This is a genomic window from Streptomyces sp. NPDC102441, from assembly GCF_044765585.1.
Lineage (GTDB): Bacteria > Actinomycetota > Actinomycetes > Streptomycetales > Streptomycetaceae > Streptomyces.
On record NZ_JBIWKH010000001.1, the window covers coordinates 169,188 to 188,764 of the forward strand.

Annotated in this window: 17 protein-coding genes, 5 tRNA genes and 1 pseudogene; 9 read left to right on the forward strand and 14 right to left on the reverse strand. The window is 69.5% G+C overall.

The window, feature by feature from the left end; translation table 11 throughout:
- The first annotated feature begins 3 nt into the window (after positions 1–3).
- The gene (gene cofC, locus ACIREO_RS00770) at positions 4–687 is read left to right on the forward strand and encodes a 2-phospho-L-lactate guanylyltransferase (RefSeq protein ID WP_404103086.1); all 684 of its coding nucleotides are present in this window, start codon (positions 4–6) and stop codon (positions 685–687) included.
- A 10-nt stretch (positions 688–697) separates the two neighbouring features.
- A complete protein-coding gene (locus ACIREO_RS00775; RefSeq protein WP_404103088.1) occupies positions 698–901 on the forward strand; it encodes a hypothetical protein in 204 nt (67 codons plus the stop codon).
- An 81-nt stretch (positions 902–982) separates the two neighbouring features.
- Here ACIREO_RS00775 and ACIREO_RS00780 read toward each other — a convergent pair whose 3' ends face one another.
- The 4 genes from ACIREO_RS00780 to leuC all read right to left on the reverse strand — a co-directional run bounded on the left by ACIREO_RS00780 (position 983) and on the right by leuC (position 4,119).
- Positions 983–1,621 (reverse strand): HU family DNA-binding protein, encoded by a 639-nt coding sequence (locus ACIREO_RS00780; protein ID WP_404103091.1) that lies wholly within the window; start codon positions 1,619–1,621, stop codon positions 983–985.
- A gap of 142 nt (positions 1,622–1,763) precedes the next feature.
- Positions 1,764–1,991: a hypothetical protein gene (locus ACIREO_RS00785; protein WP_031100634.1), complete on the reverse strand. Its 228-nt coding sequence runs from the start codon at positions 1,989–1,991 to the stop codon at positions 1,764–1,766.
- Positions 1,992–2,095: 104 nt separating this feature from the next.
- Positions 2,096–2,689 (reverse strand): 3-isopropylmalate dehydratase small subunit, encoded by a 594-nt coding sequence (leuD, locus tag ACIREO_RS00790; protein WP_404103092.1) that lies wholly within the window; start codon positions 2,687–2,689, stop codon positions 2,096–2,098.
- Positions 2,690–2,694: 5 nt separating this feature from the next.
- The gene (gene leuC / locus ACIREO_RS00795; RefSeq protein WP_404103095.1) at positions 2,695–4,119 is read right to left on the reverse strand and encodes a 3-isopropylmalate dehydratase large subunit; all 1,425 of its coding nucleotides are present in this window, start codon (positions 4,117–4,119) and stop codon (positions 2,695–2,697) included.
- 173 nt (positions 4,120–4,292) lie between these two features.
- On the opposite strand from leuC, the gene ndgR reads away from it, so the two are divergent.
- Positions 4,293–5,009, forward strand: coding sequence for an IclR family transcriptional regulator NdgR (gene ndgR / locus ACIREO_RS00800; RefSeq protein WP_024490257.1), 717 nt, complete (start codon positions 4,293–4,295; stop codon positions 5,007–5,009).
- Between the two features lie 52 nt (positions 5,010–5,061).
- On the opposite strand, the pseudogene ACIREO_RS00805 reads toward ndgR, so the two are convergent.
- Positions 5,062–5,379: pseudogene (locus ACIREO_RS00805) on the reverse strand (monooxygenase family protein); the annotation flags it as partial.
- Between the two features lie 90 nt (positions 5,380–5,469).
- Here ACIREO_RS00805 and ACIREO_RS00810 point away from each other — a divergent pair.
- A complete protein-coding gene (locus ACIREO_RS00810; RefSeq protein ID WP_404103097.1) occupies positions 5,470–6,111 on the forward strand; it encodes a MerR family transcriptional regulator in 642 nt (213 codons plus the stop codon).
- A gap of 63 nt (positions 6,112–6,174) precedes the next feature.
- Here ACIREO_RS00810 and ACIREO_RS00815 read toward each other — a convergent pair.
- The 9 genes from ACIREO_RS00815 to ACIREO_RS00855 all read right to left on the reverse strand — a co-directional run bounded on the left by ACIREO_RS00815 (position 6,175) and on the right by ACIREO_RS00855 (position 10,066).
- Positions 6,175–6,247 (reverse strand) — tRNA-Glu (locus ACIREO_RS00815).
- Positions 6,248–6,266: 19 nt separating this feature from the next.
- Positions 6,267–6,338, reverse strand: a tRNA-Gln gene (locus tag ACIREO_RS00820).
- A 12-nt stretch (positions 6,339–6,350) separates the two neighbouring features.
- A tRNA-Glu gene (locus ACIREO_RS00825) sits at positions 6,351–6,423 on the reverse strand.
- A gap of 60 nt (positions 6,424–6,483) precedes the next feature.
- Positions 6,484–6,556 (reverse strand) — tRNA-Glu (locus tag ACIREO_RS00830).
- A gap of 19 nt (positions 6,557–6,575) precedes the next feature.
- A tRNA-Gln gene (locus ACIREO_RS00835) sits at positions 6,576–6,647 on the reverse strand.
- Between the two features lie 85 nt (positions 6,648–6,732).
- The gene (locus ACIREO_RS00840; RefSeq protein WP_404103100.1) at positions 6,733–7,452 is read right to left on the reverse strand and encodes an HAD family hydrolase; all 720 of its coding nucleotides are present in this window, start codon (positions 7,450–7,452) and stop codon (positions 6,733–6,735) included.
- A gap of 86 nt (positions 7,453–7,538) precedes the next feature.
- Entirely contained in the window at positions 7,539–9,011 is a 1,473-nt protein-coding gene (gltX, locus tag ACIREO_RS00845) for a glutamate--tRNA ligase (RefSeq protein WP_404103102.1), read from the reverse strand.
- Positions 9,004–9,780, reverse strand: a complete 777-nt coding sequence (locus ACIREO_RS00850) for a fumarylacetoacetate hydrolase family protein (RefSeq protein ID WP_404103105.1) — start codon at positions 9,778–9,780, stop codon at positions 9,004–9,006. The genes gltX and ACIREO_RS00850 overlap by 8 nt, the downstream gene beginning before the upstream one ends.
- Before the next feature lie 103 nt (positions 9,781–9,883).
- Positions 9,884–10,066: a hypothetical protein gene (locus ACIREO_RS00855; RefSeq protein WP_404103108.1), complete on the reverse strand. Its 183-nt coding sequence runs from the start codon at positions 10,064–10,066 to the stop codon at positions 9,884–9,886.
- Between the two features lie 608 nt (positions 10,067–10,674).
- Here ACIREO_RS00855 and ACIREO_RS00860 point away from each other — a divergent pair.
- The 5 genes from ACIREO_RS00860 (at position 10,675) to ACIREO_RS00880 (ending at position 19,569) form a co-directional block, all read left to right on the forward strand.
- Positions 10,675–14,490 (forward strand): nitrate- and nitrite sensing domain-containing protein, encoded by a 3,816-nt coding sequence (locus ACIREO_RS00860; protein ID WP_404103110.1) that lies wholly within the window; start codon positions 10,675–10,677, stop codon positions 14,488–14,490.
- Positions 14,491–14,498: 8 nt separating this feature from the next.
- A complete protein-coding gene (locus ACIREO_RS00865) occupies positions 14,499–14,912 on the forward strand; it encodes a roadblock/LC7 domain-containing protein (protein WP_006127850.1) in 414 nt (137 codons plus the stop codon).
- Positions 14,913–15,046: 134 nt separating this feature from the next.
- Positions 15,047–15,454, forward strand: a complete 408-nt coding sequence (locus ACIREO_RS00870) for a DUF742 domain-containing protein (protein ID WP_003966010.1) — start codon at positions 15,047–15,049, stop codon at positions 15,452–15,454.
- Positions 15,435–16,016, forward strand: coding sequence for an ATP/GTP-binding protein (locus tag ACIREO_RS00875; RefSeq protein ID WP_127466601.1), 582 nt, complete (start codon positions 15,435–15,437; stop codon positions 16,014–16,016). The genes ACIREO_RS00870 and ACIREO_RS00875 overlap by 20 nt, the downstream gene beginning before the upstream one ends.
- Before the next feature lie 349 nt (positions 16,017–16,365).
- Entirely contained in the window at positions 16,366–19,569 is a 3,204-nt protein-coding gene (locus ACIREO_RS00880) for a nitrate- and nitrite sensing domain-containing protein (protein ID WP_404103114.1), read from the forward strand.
- Positions 19,570–19,577 lie beyond the last annotated feature (8 nt).

The window sequence follows — 19,577 nt, forward strand, 5'->3', positions numbered from 1 at the left end:
CTGATGCGTACGGAGGGGGAGATCGCCACGAACACCGACCCGACCGGCCCCTGGTCCCTGGTCGTCCCGCTGAAACCGCTCGCACGGGCCAAGAGCAGGCTCGGCCGGGCGGTGGGCGGGGAATTGCGCCCGCGTCTGGCCCTGGCGTTCGCACAGGACACCGTCGCGGCAGCGCTGTCCTGCCCGGCCGTGCGGGATGTGGTGGTCGTCACGGATGACCCGGTGGCCGGAGCGGCGCTGGCCGCGCTCGGCGCGCGTGCGGTGGCCGACACCCCGGCGGCCGGGCTCGACGCGGCCATGGAGCACGGGGCGCGGTCGGTGCGCGCACGGCGCGGGGACGCGGCGGTGGCCGTGCTCAACGCGGATCTGCCCGCACTGCGTCCCGACGAATTGGCGCGGGTGCTCGAATTCTCCGCGGCATTTCCCCGCGCATTTGTCGGCGATGCGCAGGGAATCGGCACCACATTTCTTTCCGCGACGCCCGGTGTGGAATTGCGGCCGGCCTTCGGCGGGGCGTCACGGGCGCGGCACCTCGCGTCGGGGGCGGTGGAGATCTCTCTGCCGGGCATCGATTCGGTCCGCAGGGACGTGGACACGGGCGACGACCTGGGAGTCGCGCTGAGCCTGGGAGTGGGGCGGTTCACCGCTGCCCTGGCGGCCCCCGTGGCGCCGGTCGCGGACCGATAGGCTGCCGCTCATGCAGGCGACCTCGTTCACGTACGACTCCGAGACCCGCACCGGCAGTGTGCTTCTCGACGACGGCACCCCGGTGGACTTCGACGCACCCGCGTTCGACGCGGGCGGGCTGCGGCTGCTGCGGCCGGGTCAGCGGGTCCGGATCGAGACCGAGGGCGAGGGCGGATCGCTGCGGATCACTCTGGTGACGCTGCAGACGCTCTGAACGGCCCCCCGAACAGCCCGCGGGCCGGGCTCCCCGAGGGGAGCCCGGCCCGGCGCGTTTGAGAACGAGTGGTGCCCGGTCTCACTTCTTGCGTGCGGTGACCTTCTTGGCGGTGGTCTTGCGTGCCGTGGTCTTCTTCGCGGGCGCCTTCTTCGCCGTGGTCTTCTTGGCGGGCGCCGTCTTGGCGGCGACGGTCTTCTTCGTGGCCGTCGTCTTCTTCGCCGGGGCCGCCTTCTTCGCCGCCGGCGTGGTCTTCTTCGCCGTGGTGGTGGTCTTCTTGGCCGCCGCGGTCGTCTTCTTCGCCGCCGCGGTGGTCTTGCGCGCCGTGGCCTTCTTGGCGGTGGCCTTCTTCGCCGCCGCCTTCGCCGTCGTACGGGTGGAAGGACCGCCCGAGAGGCTGCCCTTGGGGGCCTTCTTCACGGCCACGTCGTTCTTGGGGAGCTTCTTGGAGCCGCTCACCAGGTCCTTGAAGCCCTGTCCCGCACGGAAACGGGGCACGGAGGTCTTCTTGACCCGTACGCGCTCACCCGTCTGCGGGTTGCGGGCGTACCGGGCGGGGCGGTCGACCTTCTCGAACGAGCCGAAGCCGGTGACCGAGACACGGTCCCCCGCGACAACCGCACGGACGATCGCGTCGAGTACCACGTCGACAGCGTCTGCGGCCTGCTGGCGGCCGCCGACCTTGTCGGCAATCGCTTCTACGAGCTGCGCCTTGTTCACGTCTTCCCCTTCGGAGACATTGCCGGAACGAAACTGTTCAGGCTTTTTCGCACGTTAGGCAGATATATACCGCAAATCAAACACGAAACGGGCTAATCACCCTAGTGCCGCAACGAAGTCGACCGCTGCGCTGTCCGCAGAGTCAGTCACCTTCGGGGAATCGGCCCTCGTCGAGGTCCTTCATCAACCGGTCCAGACGCCTTGCCGCGCCTGGGAGATCGTGCTTAGCCGCGGCCGTGACGACCAGCAGCTTCCGGGACAGCGCCATCCGTACGCCCTCCGGGACTTGCAGTGCGCGCACCTTTGCGTGCGCTTCTTTCAATCGGTCGGCGACTTGGCCATAGAGCTCGAGTTGGCTGTCGCGTTCCATGCACCGATTGTGCCATCTGGGGCGAGTTGTCGCCCGAGGGGGTCTCAACAAGCGACTGCGCCCCCTACCTTCCGGCAGGGGGCGCAGTTCGGGAAAAGTGCTGCTCAGGCGTCAATCGTACGCGGCTTGTGGGACGGCCTGGCCGCCTCATAAGTCACAATGTCCGCTTCGTTCTGAAGAGTGAGGCTGATGTCGTCGAGCCCGTTCAGCAGTCGCCAGCGGGCGTTCTCGTCGAGCTCGAAGTCGGCCGTGATTCCCTCCGCGAGTACCTGGCGCTTCTCCAGGTCGACGGTCACCTCGGCCGTCGGGTCGGCCTCGGTCAGCTCCCAGAGCCTGTCGATGACCTTCTGGTCGAGGACGACGGTCAACAGACCGTTCTTCAGGGAGTTGCCACGGAAGATGTCGGCGAACCGCGAGGAGATGACGGTCTTGAAGCCGAAGTTCTGCAGGGCCCAGACCGCGTGCTCACGCGAGGAGCCCGTACCGAAGTCGGAACCGGCCACCAGAACCGAGGCGCCCTTGCGCTCGGGGCGGTTGAGAACGAAGCTCTCGTCCTTGCGCCAGGCCTCGAAGAGTCCGTCCTCGAAGCCGTCGCGGGTGACCTTCTTCAGCCAGTGCGCGGGGATGATCTGGTCGGTGTCGACGTTGCTGCGGCGCAGCGGGACGGCCCGGCCGGTGTGTGCGGTGAATGCTTCCATGGCTCTCAGACTCCGGCGGGCGTACGGACGTCGGACAGATCGGCGGGCGAGGCCAGATGGCCCAGCACGGCGGTGGCGGCGGCGACCTGCGGGGAGACCAGGTGGGTGCGGCCGCCCTTGCCCTGCCTGCCCTCGAAGTTCCGGTTCGAGGTGGAGGCGGAGCGCTCACCGGGGGCGAGCTGGTCGGGGTTCATGCCGAGGCACATCGAACAGCCCGCGTGCCGCCATTCGGCGCCCGCGGCGGTGAAGACCTTGTCCAGACCCTCCTCGACGGCCTGGAGGGCGACCCGGACGGAGCCCGGGACGACCAGCATGCGTACGCCGTCGGCGACTTTACGGCCGTCCATGACGGAGGCAACGTTGCGCAGGTCCTCGATGCGTCCGTTGGTGCAGGAACCTACGAACACCGTGTCCACGTTGATCTCGCGCAGCGGCTGGCCGGCGGTCAACCCCATGTACTCCAGGGCCTTTTCGGCGGCGTGGCGCTCCGACGCGTCCTCGTACGAGGCGGGGTCGGGGACGGCGGCCGACAGGGGGGCGCCCTGGCCGGGGTTGGTGCCCCAGGTGACGAACGGCGCGAGCTCGGTGCCGTCGATGACCACCTCGGCGTCGAAGACGGCGTCGTCGTCGGTGCGGAGCGTCTTCCAGTACTCCACCGCGGTGCCCCACTCCTCGCCCTGGGGGGCGTGGTCGCGTCCCCGCAGGTAGGCGAAGGTGGTCTCGTCGGGGGCGATCATGCCCGCGCGGGCGCCGGCCTCGATCGACATGTTGCAGATGGTCATCCGGGCTTCCATCGAGAGCTTCTCGATGGCGGAGCCGCGGTATTCGAGGATGTAGCCCTGGCCTCCGCCGGTGCCGATCCGGGCGATGATGGCCAGGATGAGATCCTTGGCGGTGACGCTGTCGGGGAGTTCGCCCTCGACCGTGATCGCCATGGTCCTGGGGCGGTCCAGCGGCAGCGTCTGGGTGGCCAGGACGTGCTCGACCTGGCTGGTGCCGATGCCGAAGGCCAGTGCTCCGAAGGCGCCGTGGGTGGAGGTGTGCGAGTCGCCGCAGACGACCGTGGTGCCGGGCTGGGTCAGGCCGAGCTGCGGGCCGACCACGTGCACGACGCCCTGCTCGACGTCTCCCAGCGGGTGCAGCCGCACGCCGAAGTCCGCGCAGTTCTTGCGCAGGGTCTCCAGCTGGGCGCGGGACACCGGGTCCGCGATCGGCTTGTCGATGTCGAGGGTCGGGGTGTTGTGGTCCTCGGTGGCGATGGTGAGGTCGAGTCGCCGCACCGGCCGTCCGGCCTGGCGCAGACCGTCGAAGGCCTGTGGGCTGGTCACCTCGTGCAGCAGGTGCAGATCGATGAAGAGAAGGTCGGGCTCGCCATCGGCGTGCCGGACGACGTGGTCGTCCCAGACCTTCTCCGCGAGTGTCCTACCCATCGCTTTCCCTCCGGCCGGCGTCTTCGCCGGCCCAACTAGAGATTTGGGTGCCGCCGTCCGGACCCCCGACCGGGGCGGTGGCTGCGGGCCGCTGTAAGGCCGCCTGTACAGGTTCGCAACTTCCGGGGAAAATTGAACTTGCGTTTCACAGAGTGAGACGCGAGTATCGTCGTATGGACAACTCTAGCGGCGTCGGCGTTCTCGACAAGGCAGCTCTGGTATTGAGCGCCCTGGAGTCCGGTCCGGCCACCCTCGCCGGGCTGGTCGCAGCGACAGGGCTCGCACGGCCCACGGCACACCGACTGGCCGTGGCACTCGAACACCACCGCATGGTGGCAAGGGACATGCAGGGCCGTTTCATTCTCGGCCCCCGGCTCTCGGAGCTCGCGGCAGCGGCCGGCGAGGACCGCCTCCTGGCGACGGCCGGGCCGGTACTCACGCATCTGCGCGACATCACCGGCGAGAGCGCGCAGCTCTATCGCCGGCAGGGCGACATGCGGATCTGCGTGGCGGCGGCGGAGCGGCTGTCCGGACTGCGGGACACCGTGCCGGTCGGCTCCACGCTCACGATGAAGGCGGGTTCCTCCGCCCAGATCCTGATGGCCTGGGAGGAGCCGGAGCGCCTGCACCGGGGCCTGCAGGGGGCGCGCTTCACCGCGACGGCCCTCTCGGGCGTACGGCGGCGGGGCTGGGCCCAGTCGATCGGTGAGCGCGAGCCGGGCGTGGCCTCGGTCTCGGCCCCGGTCCGCGGGCCGTCGAACCGGGTGGTCGCCGCGGTGTCCGTCTCCGGCCCGATCGAGCGCCTCACCCGCCACCCGGGCCGGATGCACGCGCAGGCCATCATCGACTCGGCTGCGCGACTGAGCGAGGCCCTGCGCCGCACGGGCTGAACCCCGCGCCGCACGGGCTGAACCCCGCGCCGCGCGAGCCGGCCGACCGCTCCTATCCCTTACCCGAGGCCGCCCCAGCGCCGTGGCGGCCCCCTTCTTCCGGTGCCGTCTCCCCGGAACCCTCCGGTGTCCGCTCCCCGGAGGCGCGATGCGCGAAGCGGTCCGCCGCCCGTCGCCCCCTCTTCTCCACCGGCAGCACGCCGGTCGCAGCCGCCGGCCCGTAGGCCGGCATGTCGGCGTAGATCGATTCGTACGCCCCCTCGGGCACTACGTAGCTCTCGTGCCACAGCCCCACATGCTGCCGGGACTTCTTCTCCTGGCGGTTGATCATCGCCCACGCCTTGCGGTGCAGCATGTCGGGAGCCGACGCGGCACCCACTCCTCATTCTTGGAGAGTTCAACTATCCAATGGTTGGATAGTGGCACCGCCCAACGGGGCGGCGCAAGGGAAGGCGCAGGGATGCGGCTGTCGGAACTCAGCGAGCGGAGCGGTGTCCCCACCGCGACGATCAAGTACTACCTGCGCGAGCGGCTGCTCCCCGCCGGCACCCGGATCAGCGCGACGCAGGCGGACTACGACGAGAACCATCTGCGCCGGCTGCGCCTGGTGCGGGCCCTGCTCCAGGTCGGACGCCTCCCGGTGGCCACGGCACGCGAGGTGCTGGCGCACGTCGACGACGAGTCGCTGGGCCGTACGATCCGGCTGGGCGCCGCCCTCTGGGCTCTGCCACAGGGCCCCGAGCCGGACGAGGACGCGCCGGAGACGGCCACCGCGCGCGCCGAAGTCGCCCGGCTGCTCACCGAACTGGGCTGGACGACAGCCCTGGAGCTCGGCGAACTCTCCCCCGTACACCGCTCGTTGGTCGCCTCGATGGCCACGCTCATCCGCCTCGGCTATCCCTGCGAAGTGTCCTACCTCGCCCAACAGGCCCGTCTCATGCGAGAGGTGGCGGTGCAGGACCTGGACGCACTGGAGCAGTTCCCCACGGAGGCCGAGCAGGTGGAGGCCGCCGTGGCATCGGCCGTGCTGTACGAGCCACTACTGACGTCACTGCGCCGGCTGGCGCAGGCGGAGGAGTCCGCGCAGCGGTACGGGCTCTGAAAGGCCGCGCACACGGGAAAGGCCCTCCACCGGGGTGAAGGGCCTTTCCCTACTGCTGTCTTGTACCCCCGACCGGATTCGAACCGGCGCTACTGCCGTGAGAGGGCAGCGTGCTAGGCCGCTACACAACGGGGGCTTGTTACTTCGGTCTTGCGCTGGGCTACCAGGACTCGAACCTAGAATGACGGTACCAGAAACCGTAGTGTTGCCGATTACACCATAGCCCATGGTGTGACAAGTACCCCCGACCGGATTCGAACCGGCGCTACTGCCGTGAGAGGGCAGCGTGCTAGGCCGCTACACAACGGGGGCCCTAGCGATCCTGCATCAAGAACGTGGGTGCGACCCAGATGTTCTCGCGGGAAGGATCTGTACCCCCGACCGGATTCGAACCGGCGCTACTGCCGTGAGAGGGCAGCGTGCTAGGCCGCTACACAACGGGGGCTTGTTACTTCGGTCTTGCGCTGGGCTACCAGGACTCGAACCTAGAATGACGGTACCAGAAACCGTAGTGTTGCCAATTACACCATAGCCCACTGAAACGCAACCCCTGGGGGTTCTGTTTCTGTCTGCGCCTCCCGGCCGGATCTTTCGGCCCGCTCGGGTGGCGCAGGAAGAACATTACCTGAAGGTGTCCGGCGCTCCAAAACGGGTATCGCCCGCCAGCAGGCCCGGAAGCTGATCCAGACCCGTGATCCTCACGAGCTCGGGACGCCCGCCCCGCCCTTCGCGGTCCAGCCAGATCCCCGTCAGTCCGGCGGCCACCGCGCCGCCCGCGTCGATGTCGGGTTCGTTGCCGACGTAGGCCACCTCGTGCGGGTCGAGGGCCATGGTCTCGCAGGCGGCGTGGAAGGCCGCCGCGTCCGGCTTGGCGACCCCGATCTCCACGGCGCACACCACCGCCTCGAAGCGGTCCCGCACCCCGAGGGCGCGGAGCTTGCGGTCCTGGTTGTGGATGCTCGAATTCGACAGCACGGCGTGCCGGTAGCCCGCGGCCAGCCGGTCCAGGGCGGGCATGGCGTCCGGGAAGAGCGCCCATGCCGCCTCGTAGTGGGTGGCGTGCCGGCCGAACCACTCGTCGGCTTCCCCGTCGCCCAGCCGCCGCCCCAGGAACGCTCGTACGCGCTCGCGCCGCTGCCCCTGGAAGTCGAGCTCCCCGGCGGCGAAACGCGCCCACTGCACGTCGGTGATCGCCTTCCAGGCGTCGAGGGCCCGCTCCAGGGAGTCGTACCCCTCGGGAAAGCCCTCGTGCGCCAGATGCTCACGCATGCCGGTGCGGTCGGCTCCCGAGTAGTCGAAGATCGTGTCGTCGATGTCCCAGAGAACCGCTCGGATCGGCATGCCGGCCAGATTACCGGTACATCCGCCCCATGCCGAAGGGGTGGCCGCCCCGGCTCGGGCGGCCACCCCTTCGTGCGAGCGGGACGCTACGCGGCGAGCTTCGCCAGCGCCGCGTCGATGCGGGCGATCGTCTTCTCGCGGCCCAGGATCTCCAGGGACTCGAAGAGCGGCAGGCCGACCGTGCGGCCGGTGACGGCGACACGGACCGGGGCCTGCGCCTTGCCGAGCTTCAGACCGTGCTTCTCACCGGCGGTGAGGACGGCCGTCTTGAGCGCCTCGGCGTTCCACTCGGCGGCGGTCAGCTCGGCGCGGGCCGTGACGAGCAGGGCGTCGGAGCCCTCCTTCATGGCCTTCGCCCAGGACGCCTCGTCGTGGACGGGCTCGTCCAGGAAGAGGAAGTCGACGTTGGCGGTGATGTCCGAGAGAACCGTCACACGGGTCTGGGCGTGCGGGGCGATCTCGGCGAACTGCTCCGCGTCGAAGGACTCGGGGGCCCAGGGGGCGAAGGGGGCCTTCAGCCAGGGGCCGCACGCCTCGGTGAAGGTCTTCACGTCGAGCATGCGCAGGTGCTCGGCGTTGATGTGCTCGGCCTTCTTCAGGTCGAAGCGCGCCGGGTTGGCGTTGACGTCCGCGATGTCGAAGGCGGCGACCAGCTCGTCGCGGCCGAAGATGTCACGGTCCTCGGCGATCGACCAGCCGAGCAGCGAGAGGTAGTTGAGCAGCCCCTCGGGCAGGAAGCCACGCTCGCGGTAGAGGTTGAGCGAGGCCTGCGGGTCACGCTTGGAGAGCTTCTTGTTGCCCTCCCCCATGACGTACGGGAGGTGCCCGAAGGCCGGGGTGTCCTTGGCGACGCCCAGCTCGATGAGCGCCCGGTAGAGGGCGATCTGGCGCGGGGTGGAGGAGAGCAGGTCCTCGCCGCGCAGGACGTGGGTGATCTCCATCAGGGCGTCGTCGACCGGGTTGACGAGCGTGTAGAGGGGAGCGCCGTTGGCACGGACGATGCCGTAGTCCGGGACGTTCTCCGGCTGGACCGTGATGTCGCCACGGACCAGGTCGGTGAAGGTGATCGCCTCGTCGGGCATCCGGAAGCGGACGATCGAGGTGCGGCCCTCGGCCTCGTACGCGGCCTTCTGCTCGTCGCTCAGGTCGCGGCAGTGACCGTCGTAGCCAGACGGCTTGCCGGCCGCGCGGGCGGCGTCGCGGCGGGCGTCGAGCTCCTCGGTGGTGCAGTAGCACGCGTACGCGTGCCCGGCGGCCTGGAGCTTCTCCGCGACGTCCTTGTAGAGGTCCATCCGCTGCGACTGGCGGTACGGCTCGTGCGGACCGCCGATCTCGGGGCCCTCGTCCCAGTCGAGGCCGAGCCAGCGCATCGAGTCGAGCAGCTGCTGGTAGGACTCCTCGGAGTCGCGGGCCGCGTCGGTGTCCTCGATACGGAAGACCAGGGTGCCCTGGTGGTGCCGGGCGAAAGCCCAGTTGAAGAGAGCTGTCCGGACCAGGCCCACATGGGGGTTACCGGTCGGGGAGGGACAGAAACGTACGCGGACTGGTCCGTTAACCACGCTTGATCACCTTGTTGGTGAGAGTGCCGATGCCTTCGATGGTGACGGCGACCTCGTCGCCGACGTGCAGGGGGCCGACCCCTGCGGGGGTCCCGGTGAGAATCACATCACCCGGGAGCAGCGTCATGGCTTCCGAGATGTGGACGACCAGGTCCTCGACGGAGCGGATCATGTCGCTCGTGCGGCCGAGCTGGCGCTGCTCGCCGTTGACCGTGGCCTGGACGGCCAGGTCGCCGGGGTCGACGTCGGTCTCCACCCAGGGGCCGAGCGGGCAGGAGGTGTCGAAGCCCTTCGCCCGGGCCCACTGGCTCTCGCGCCGCTGTACATCGCGTGCGGTGACGTCGTTGGCGCAGGTGTAGCCGAGGATGACGTCCTTGACGCGCTCGCGCGGGACCTCCCGGCACATGCGGCCGATCACCACGGCCAGCTCGGCCTCGTAGTGCAGCTCCTCGGAGAAGGAGGGGTATTCGATGGAGTCGCCGGAGCCGATCACCGAGGTGGTGGGCTTGAAGAAGGCGACGGGCACATCCGGGACCTCGTTGCCCATTTCGGCGGCGTGTTCCGCGTAGTTGCGGCCGATGGCCACGACCTTGTTGGGAAGCACGGGCGGCAGCAGCCGGACCTTCTTCAGCGGGACCTTGGTCCCGGAGAGCTCGAAGTCGGAGTACGGGATGCCCTTGATGATGTCGAGGACGAGGCTGTCGGGGCTGTCGCCCTCGACCGCGCCGAAGGCGACATTGCCGTCGATGGAGAACCTGGCGATGCGCACGGGTTGCTGTCGCCCCTCACTTGCTGGCTGGCTGAAGACTGACGCTCCAGGCTAGCGCGCGTGAGGGGCACCCGGCCTCGCGCGTTACCGCTGGGGGCGGCCGCTACTTCGCCGCCGCGACCGGGGCTTCCATGAGGATGGTGCGGCGGGGGTTGGCCGTCTGGGCGGGGAGGGCGACGGCGTGCTCCTGCTGCTCCGGCGTCTGCAGCGCTTCGGCGTCCTCGAGGTGCGCCAGCGTCGTGCGCCGGGGGTTGGCAATGTTGCGGAACATCATCGTCGTCTTCATCTGCCGTTCGGGTCCTTGCCGCTGGGGCGCTGCCCGGAGGTGCGCCGGTTGTCGGATTCGCTATCCCTGTAAAGCGTCAGGCTAAACATCCGATTCCCCGCCGTGGCCGGGATGAGACGGCGATCATCATGTGAGTTTGCTCACGAACTTGATGACAAAACACCCATTGCGGTCAGTTGACCATGGGATGCAAACCAGACAATACGGTGCTGAATCCACTATTCCGCTCCCGATCATGGCGTCTGGGACACCCGTCACCCCGGGGGACCTCACCCTTAATTGACCGTTTTGACCCTGAACACGCTCCACACCTTGTTACCCGGCAATCACACCGTGTCATCCAGGTCACAGCCCGGTACGCGGGCCTTGTTGGAGATCCTCCACTGTGCTGGAATTCCACGCACCGCCGCGGGTTTCAGGCCCAACGCGCAGGGGCGCAACGCAGCGCCGAGTGGCGGCGGGAGGGGGAAGTACGCCGGTCACTCACGACCACCATGGGGCGCGTCCAGCGCCCCGAGACGCCGACACCGTCTCGTCGCGCATGCCGCGGAGAGACGCCTGGTCCAGAGGTTGCGACGCTAGTGCAGGGACGTTTCAAGAGGGATGGCATGGGGTCGCCCCAGCCCCGCCAGGGCCGAGGGGAAACCCCGGCTGATCAGGAGCCGCGCGGCGGGAACGACCGCGGTTCCTCGCCCCAGCACGCCCAGAATCCCGGTCCGGCCGGTGACGGCGGCGACCGCGCGAAACGCTCCGGCACCACGAGCGTCGGCAGTGCCGAGACCGCACCGCCCCTCAAGCCGGCCGGTCCCACCACCGCCGGATCGCGGGTGGCGCTGCGCAACTGGCGCATCAGCACGCGTCTGGTCTCTCTGCTCGCCCTCCCCGTGGTCGCGGCGACCACCCTGGGCGGACTGCGCATCAACGAGTCCATGAACGACATGGACCAGTTGGAGCACATGCAGCTGCTCACCAAGATGACCAAGAAGGCGACCGCGCTCGCCAACGCGCTCCAGGAGGAGCGCGACAAGTCGGCCGGCCCCCTGTCGAACGGCGTGAAGGCGACCGACTACAAGGTCACCCAGCCCAGGGAGCGCACCGACCGCGCCAAGGACGCCTTCTTCGAGGCCACCGACGAGATCGGCAACACCCCCGGCGACGCGGCCCTGGACAGCATCCACGCGAGCGTCAGCCAGATCGGCCAGCAGCTCGGCAACATCACCAGCATCCGCAAGGACGCGTACGCCGGCGACAGCCCGAGTCTCAACACGGTCGACCAGTACAGCCAGCTGATCACCTCGCTGCTGAGCCTTTCGCAGGACATGGCGCAGGCCACCAGCAGCCCGGAGATGATCAAGCGGACGCGTGCGCTGGCCGCCTTCTCCTCCTCCAAGGAGTACGCCTCCGTCGAGCGCGCCATCATCGCCGCGGCGCTGCCGGGCGGGGACAGCACCAAGACGCACCTGAACCCCAACGACCAGACCTTCGGCCGCAACGCGCTGAACAAGGCGAGCACGACGCTCAGGACCTTCGAGACGACCTACGAGTCCACCGGCAAGAACTCCGCCGAGCTGCTGGCGCCGCTGGACAACGGGAATCCCGAGATAACCGCCGCCGACATGTACGCGAAGAAGGTGCTCGACAGCCCCCTGGGCATGGAGGGCAGCGGCAAGACGCGCACCTACATGGACTGGTACGACCAGAGCTCCAACAAGATCCAGGCCATGAAGACCATCGAGGAGACGCTCCTCGGTGAGATGGAGAGCAAGGCCCGCGACCTCAAGGAGGAGTCGCAGCGCGACGCGATCCTCAACGGTGCGATCATCCTGATCGTCCTCGGTGTGTCGCTGGTCGGCGCCTTCGTCGTGGCGCGGTCCATGATCCGCTCACTGCGGCGGCTGCAGGAGACCGCGACCCGGGTCGCCCAGGACCGGCTGCCCGAGCTCGTCCGCCAGCTCTCCGAGACGGACCCGCAGGACGTCGACACCTCCGTCGAGTCGGTCGGTGTGCACTCCCGGGACGAGATCGGCCAGGTGGCCGCGGCCTTCGACGACGTGCACCGCGAGGCGGTCCGACTGGCCGCCGAGCAGGCGCTGCTGCGAGGCAACGTCAACGCGATGTTCACCAACCTCTCGCGCCGCAGCCAGGGCCTCATCCAGCGCCAGCTCTCGCTCATCTCCGAACTGGAGTCCCGCGAGGCCGACCCGGACCAGCTGTCCTCACTCTTCAAGCTCGACCACCTCGCGACCCGCATGCGCCGTAACGGCGAGAACCTCCTCGTCCTCGCGGGCGAGGAGCCGGGCCGCCGCTGGACCCGTCCCGTGCCGCTGGTCGACGTGCTCCGTGCCGCCGCCTCCGAGGTGGAGCAGTACGAGCGCATCGAACTGGCCGCGGTGCCCGCCACCGAGGTCGCCGGCCGCATCGTCAACGACCTCGTGCACCTCCTCGCCGAGCTGCTGGAGAACGCCACGTCGTTCTCCTCGCCGCAGACGAAGGTCCGGGTGACCGGTCACGCGCTGCCCGACGGCCGTGTGCTCGTCGAGATCCACGACACCGGCATCGGCCTCTCCCCCGAGGACCTGGCCGCGATCAACGAGCGGCTCGCCTCGCCGCCCACCGTGGACGTCTCGGTCTCCCGCCGCATGGGTCTGTTCGTGGTCGGCCGGCTGTCGCTGCGTCACGGCATCCGTATCCAGCTGCGCCCTTCCGACTCCGGCGGCACGACCGCACTGGTCATGCTGCCCATGGAGGTCGCGCACGGCGGCAAGCAGCCGTCGAAGCAGGGCCCCCAGGGCAAGGACCCGCAGGCCGGCGCCCCGGGCGGCCTCCTCGCCGGCGGTGGCGCTCCCCCCGCGGGCGGTCAGCGTCCCGGACTCGCGGGCTCCGCTTCGGCTCCCGCCAAGGGGCTGGGAGCGGCCGCCCCGCGCGGCCAGGTCGGTGCGGGCTCGGCCCCCCGGGCCGCGCTGCCCACCCGCGAAGGCGGACCACGTCAGCCCCAGCAGGGCCCCGGGCAGCAGGGTCCCGGGCAGCAGGGTCCCGGCCAGCAGCAGAGCCCCGGCCAGCAGGGCCCCGGCCAGCAGCAGAGCCCCGGACTGCCCGGTCAGGGCCGCCCCGAGGCCCCTCGGCAGGGCGGCGGCCTCGCCGGTGCCTTCGCCGGCGGCGCCCGGCCGGGAGCACGCCCGCCGCAGGACCCCTCGGCAGGTTCGGACTCCGGCCGGCCCAACCTCTTCGGCCACTCCGGCCAGCAGAGCGGCCTGCCCGGACGGCAGACTCCGCAGCCACAGCAGGCCCAGCTCGGCCAGGGCGGCCAGAACGGCCAGAACGGCCAGGGCGGCCCGCAGCAGCCCGGCGGCCCCGGCCGCCAGCTGCCGCCCTCGGGCGGACCCCGGGCCGAGCTGCCCGGCGGCAACCCACAGCCGCAGCGCCCCCAGAGCGCGAGCTGGGGTGTCGAGGAGCAGGGCGCTCCCCGGCGTCCGCAGCCGGACTCTCCGCGTGGTCACGAGGAGCACGACGCCGGCCGGTTCGCCCGGCCCGGAACCTCCGGTCCGAACCAGCCGTTCAGCCCTCCGAACCAGCGTCCGCCGATGAACGACCGTCAGGGCCCCGGTAGCACCGAGGAGTTCACCCGCCCGGACTTCAACGCGCCGCAGGCACCTCACGCCCCGCAGGCGCCGGACCCGGCGAGCACCGCGCAGTTCGCCCGCCCCGACTTCAACGCCCCGATGCCGCGGGACCAGGGCTTCGGCGACCGGCCCCAGCAGGACCAGGGCTTCGGCGACTGGCCCCAACAGGACCAGGGCTTCGGTGCTCAGCCCCCGCAGGCACCGGCACCGCGCCGCCGCGACAACGCCGACTTCGGCGCACCGCGTCCGCCCGCGCCCTCCTCGGGTGAGCTGCCGCAGCGCCCTGCCCTGCCGCAGCAGCCCGAGGCGCTTCCGCCGGCCGGTCCTGGTGACGGGCGTACGCCGCTGTACGACACGCTGGAGACAAACTGGTTCCACGGGCCGCCGCCGGGTGGCCAGCAGCCGCCCGCCGCCGAGCCGCAGGCACCGGCCGTTCCCCAGCAGCCCGCCGGTACCCCGCCCCCGCCCATGCCGCGGCGTGGTGCGGCCGACACCGGCGCCACGAGTTCATGGCGCGCTTCGCCCAACGACGACCTCGGTCGTCAGGCGGAGCGGGTCAAGAAGCCCGCAGCGGGCGGTATCACGACTTCCGGACTGCCCCGCCGTGTCCCACGTGCCAATTTGGTGCCGGGCACTGCTCAGCAGCAGAATCATCAGTCCGGACCCCAGGTTTCGCGTGCGCCGGATGACGTACGCGGCCGTCTGACCAATCTCCGCCGGGGCATCCAGCAGGGACGACAGGCCAACACAGGCCCGTCTACCGGCAGTTTCCAACTCGGCCCCACTCACCAGCAGGAGCGTTAGTGAGCCCCATGAGTCAGGCCGCGCAGAATCTGAACTGGCTGATCACCAACTTCGTGGACAACACCCCTGGGGTGTCCCACACGGTGGTGGTCTCCGCGGATGGCCTGCTGCTGGCGATGTCCGAAGGTTTCCCGCGCGACCGCGCCGATCAGCTGGCGGCTGTCGCCTCCGGTCTGACGTCGCTCACCGCGGGTGCCTCACGGATCTTCGAAGGCGGCGCCGTGAGCCAGACGGTCGTGGAGATGGAGAGAGGTTTCCTCTTCCTCATGTCCATCTCTGACGGCTCGTCACTCGCCGTCCTCGCCCACCCGGACGCCGACATCGGTCTGGTCGGGTACGAGATGGCGCTCCTCGTCGACCGCGCGGGGACCGTCCTCACCCCTGACCTCCGTGCCGAACTACAAGGAAGTCTGCTCCACTAGACGGCCATGCGGCAGACACCTGACACGATCCCCCCAGGTACTACTCAAAACCCTCACCCGTCCGGCCGACACAGCCCCTCACCGGCCACCTTCAGACGGCAAGCCGACACCCTGCTGTCACGCCCGGAGGATTTATGACCCCGCCACCCGCCTCACCCGATCCGTACGGCGCCTTGCACCACGCGTCGTACGACGGTGAAGGCGACCAGCCGCTGGTCCGTCCGTACGCCATGACCGGCGGCCGGACCCGGCCGCGCTACCAGCTCGCTATAGAGGCACTGGTCAGCACCACAGCGGACCCCGCACACCTCGGGACCCTGCTCCCCGAGCACCAGCGGATCTGCCACCTGTGCCGCGAGGTCAAGTCGGTGGCCGAGGTGTCGGCCCTGCTGTCCATGCCCCTGGGCGTGGCGCGGATCCTCGTGGCGGACCTGGCGGAAGCCGGCATGGTGGCCATCCACCAGCCGGGCAACGGAGAGGCCGGCGGCGCGCCGGATGTGACACTGCTCGAAAGGGTGCTCAGTGGACTTCGCAAGCTCTAGCGGCGGTACGGCCCGCGCTACCACTTCGGCGAAGATCGTGGTGGCAGGGGGCTTCGGCGTGGGTAAGACCACGTTTGTCGGTGCCGTTTCGGAGATCAATCCGCTGCGCACCGAAGCCGTGATGACGTCCGCGTCCGCGGGCATCGACGACCTGACCCACACCGGGGACAAGACCACCACGACGGTGGCCATGGACTTCGGACGCATCACCCTGGACCAGGACCTGATCCTCTACCTGTTCGGCACCCCCGGACAGGACCGCTTCTGGTTCATGTGGGACGACCTGGTCCGCGGCGCCATCGGCGCCGTCGTCCTCGTCGACACCCGACGCCTCGCCGACTGCTTCCCCGCAGTCGACTACTTCGAGAACAGCGGCCTCCCCTTCGTCATCGCCCTCAACGGCTTCGACGGACACCAGCCCTACACACCCGACGAAGTACGCGAAGCCCTCCAGATCGGCCCGGACACCCCCATCCTCACCACGGACGCCCGGCACCGCGCCGACGCCAAGAGCGGACTGATCACACTGGTCGAGCACGCGCTCATGGCCCGGCTGAAGTAGCCATAAGTCGGTAGCGATCTACGGAAGTTGCTGTAGTCAAGCGGGGGCGGCCTGTGTCCTTTGACACGATCCGCCCCCGTGTTCATAACATTTCGACAGAGAATTGAAGGCCTATCAACACCCGACGCGCACGAACGGTACCGCTGCGCTCATACGAGCCTCGCCTTTTGGCGGGGCTCGCTCTTTATGCCCGTTTTATCTGCGGTCGGTCACAGCCGGAATCGCACATTCCGACTGTTTGGAACGCGACCGCTCCGCGTGCTGCAATGCCTCGAACTACCCAGTAGTACGGCTCCTGAACGATAATCCGGCACAACGTAGGTGCCGACGCCGAGAGGTTGTTGGTCGAGTGAGGCGAAGCAACGAGGGCTCCGCGGCCCAGCCGGAGCGGGGCAACTTCACGCCGCCGCCGCGCACCGCGCTGTCCCCGCCCGCGGGCATGTCGTCCCAGGCGGAACCGGCAGGGGGCAGCACCAGTCGTCTGTCGCCGCGGAACTGGCGGGTGCCCACCCGGCTGAACGCGATCCTCCTGATCCCGGCTCTCGTAGGTCTGGTCATGGGCGGCTTCCAGGTGAAGGGGTCGGTCGACACCTGGAACGAGGCCCAGGACGCCGAGAAGACGGCCCTGGTCGTCCGCGCGGCCGCGGCGTACGGGCAGGCGCTGCTGAACGAGCGTGACCTCACCGCCGAACCGCTGCTGTCCAACAAGCGCACCGCCGCCGAGGTGGAGAAGGTGCGCGCCGTCACGGACGGCGCCGCGTCCAAGTTCGACGCCGCCGTGCAGAACATGCCGGACAAGGAGGGCCTCCACCGCCGTCTGAAGCTGTTCAAGGTGGAGGAGCCGCTCCTTCCCGAGCTGCGCAAGGCCGCCTACGCCGAGGCGATGGACCCGGTGAAGACGGAAGAGGGCTACACCAAGGTCCAGCACTCGCTGATGGAGTTCTCCAACGAGCTCGGCCTGGGTACCGGCAACATCACCAGCTACGGCCGGACCGTGTACGCGATCGAACTGGCCAAGGCCGCAGAATCGCTTCAGCGCTCGATCGGCACGCACCTGCTGGTGCGCCCGAGCCAGGAGGAGCGCAACTTCAACGGCCAGGTCACGGCGTTCAGCTCGTACAACTACCTGGAACAGATCGCCCTCGGTGAGTTCGTCTCCGGTGGCACGGAGGCCGACGCGGCGCGGCTCAAGGAGGTCATGGCCGGCAAGGCGGCCGAGGGAGCCGAGCAGCTGAAAGCCGCCCAGGCGCAGGCCAAGGCCGCCGGCAAGCCCTTCGTGGCGCCTCCGAGCATCGACGGTTCCGTCTTCGACGGCATGGCCCAGCAGATCGGCCAGGGCAAGCAGCCGGACGCCCTGAAGGCCAAGGGCATCACCCCCGAGACCTGGATGGCCGCGGCCACCGCGAAGTTCGACGGCTACACCACGGTCGAGAACGAGCTCGTCGACAAGGCGGTGGCCGAGGCGGCGGAGATCTCGTCCGACGCCAGGAACGACGCCATCGTCAACGCCGCGATCGTGATCATCTCGCTGCTGGCCGCGTTCATCATCGCCGGTCTCATGGCCCGCCAGATGAGCCGCTCGATGCGCCAGCTGCGTACGGCCGCCTTCGGCATCGCCGAGCAGCGGCTGCCGATGCTGGTCGACCAGCTGTCGCGGACCGAGCCGGGCCGGGTGGACACCCGGGTGCAGCCGATCCCGATCAACAGCCAGGACGAGATCGGCGAGGTCGCCCGAGCCTTCGACCAGGTGCACCGCGAGGCCGTCCGGCTCGCCGCCGAGCAGGCCATGCTGCGGGGCAACGTCAACGCGATCTTCACCAACCTGTCGCGGCGCAACCAGTCGCTCATCGAGGGCCAGCTGACCCTCATCACCGACCTGGAGAACAACGAGGCCGACCCGGACCAGCTGGAGAGCCTCTTCAAGCTGGACCACCTGGCCACGCGTATGCGCCGTAACGGCGAGAACCTCCTCGTCCTCGCGGGCGAGGAGCCCGGCCGCCGCTGGAACCAGCCGGTGCCGCTCGTCGACGTGCTGCGGGCCGCGTCCTCCGAGGTGGAGTCCTACGAACGCATCGAACTCACCGGTGTGCCGGAGAGCGAGATCCACGGCCAGGCCGTGACCGACCTCGTGCACCTGCTTGCCGAGCTGCTGGAGAACGCCACCACCTTCTCCTCCCCCCAGACCAAGGTCCGGGTCACCGCGACCCGGCTGCCCGACGGCCGCGTCATGGTCGAGATCCACGACAAGGGAATCGGTCTCACCGCCGAGGACTTCGCGGACATCAACCACAAGCTGGCCAACCCGCCGACCGTGGACGCCGCGGTGTCCCAGCGGATGGGCCTGTTCGTGGTCGGCCGGCTGGCCGACCGGCACGGCATCCGTGTCCAGCTGCGGCCCTCGGGCGAGCAGGCGGGGACGACGTCGCTGGTCATGCTGCCGGACGCCATCACCCATGGTGGCGGTGGCGAGGGTGTCCCGCAGGACGACTTCACGGTCTCCTCGATCATGTCCGAGCAGCAGCAGCAGACGTTCGACCCGATGCCGCAGCAGGTTCCGATACGTACGGCGGCGGAGCTCGGCTTCGACGACTCGCGGTACGAGACCTCGGTGGCGGACTCCCCGCAGCTGGACCCGGTGAACCGTTCGCTCATGCGTGAGGAGCGGCGCGCGGCGCTGGAGGCCCAGTCGGGCGGCGAGCGTCCGGCGTTCCAGGACGAGGGCTCCGGTCAGCGGCAGGACTACTCCCCGGAGCAGTTCACACAGGAGCAGTACGCCCCCGAGCAGTACGCCCAACAGCAGCAGCAGTACGCACAGCCGCAGCCCGGGTACGAGGGCGGCTACGACCCGTACGCCGCGGGGAACGGCTACCAGGATCCGCAGCAGAACACCTACACGGAAGCCTCGTACGGCGCTCCGGACGGCCGGCAGGAGCAGTACGCCGACCAGTTCGCTCCGCAGGAGGGGCTCCCCCGCCAGAGCGAATGGGCGGATCAGGGTGCGTACCAGGGAGCCTTCGATCCCCTGGCGCAGCCCCAGGCGGACGTGGTGACCGGCCCTCCCGCGGAGACACAGGAGCACGTAGGCTTCGACCGTCCGGGGCCCACCCCGAATCCCGGTCAGGACCTGACCGATGCGGGCCTCCCGCGCCGGGGCGCGGGCCAGCAGCACTGGCAGCCCACCGGCCGCGGAAACGATCAGCCCGGCGCGCCCGAGCAGCAGGAGCAGGAGCAGCCCCGGGCTCAGCAGCAGGAGGGGCCTGCCGACGGGGCGAGCCCCGACGACGACTGGCGCTCCTCGAACGACGAGCGCTGGGAGCGGGCCGAGAAGCTGCGGGATCCGAAGGCGGGCGGGATCACCCCGTCCGGACTCCCCGTGCGTGTGCCCAAGGCCAACCTGGTCGAGGGCACGGCGGAGCAGACCCAGCAGGGCGGCCCACAGGTCTCCCGCGCCCCTGAGGACGTACGGGGCAGGTTGAGCAACCTGCGGCGTGGTGTTCTGCGGGGACGGACCGCGGGGTCGGACACAAGTAATACCTACAACCAGGAGCGTTAGTGTGAGCC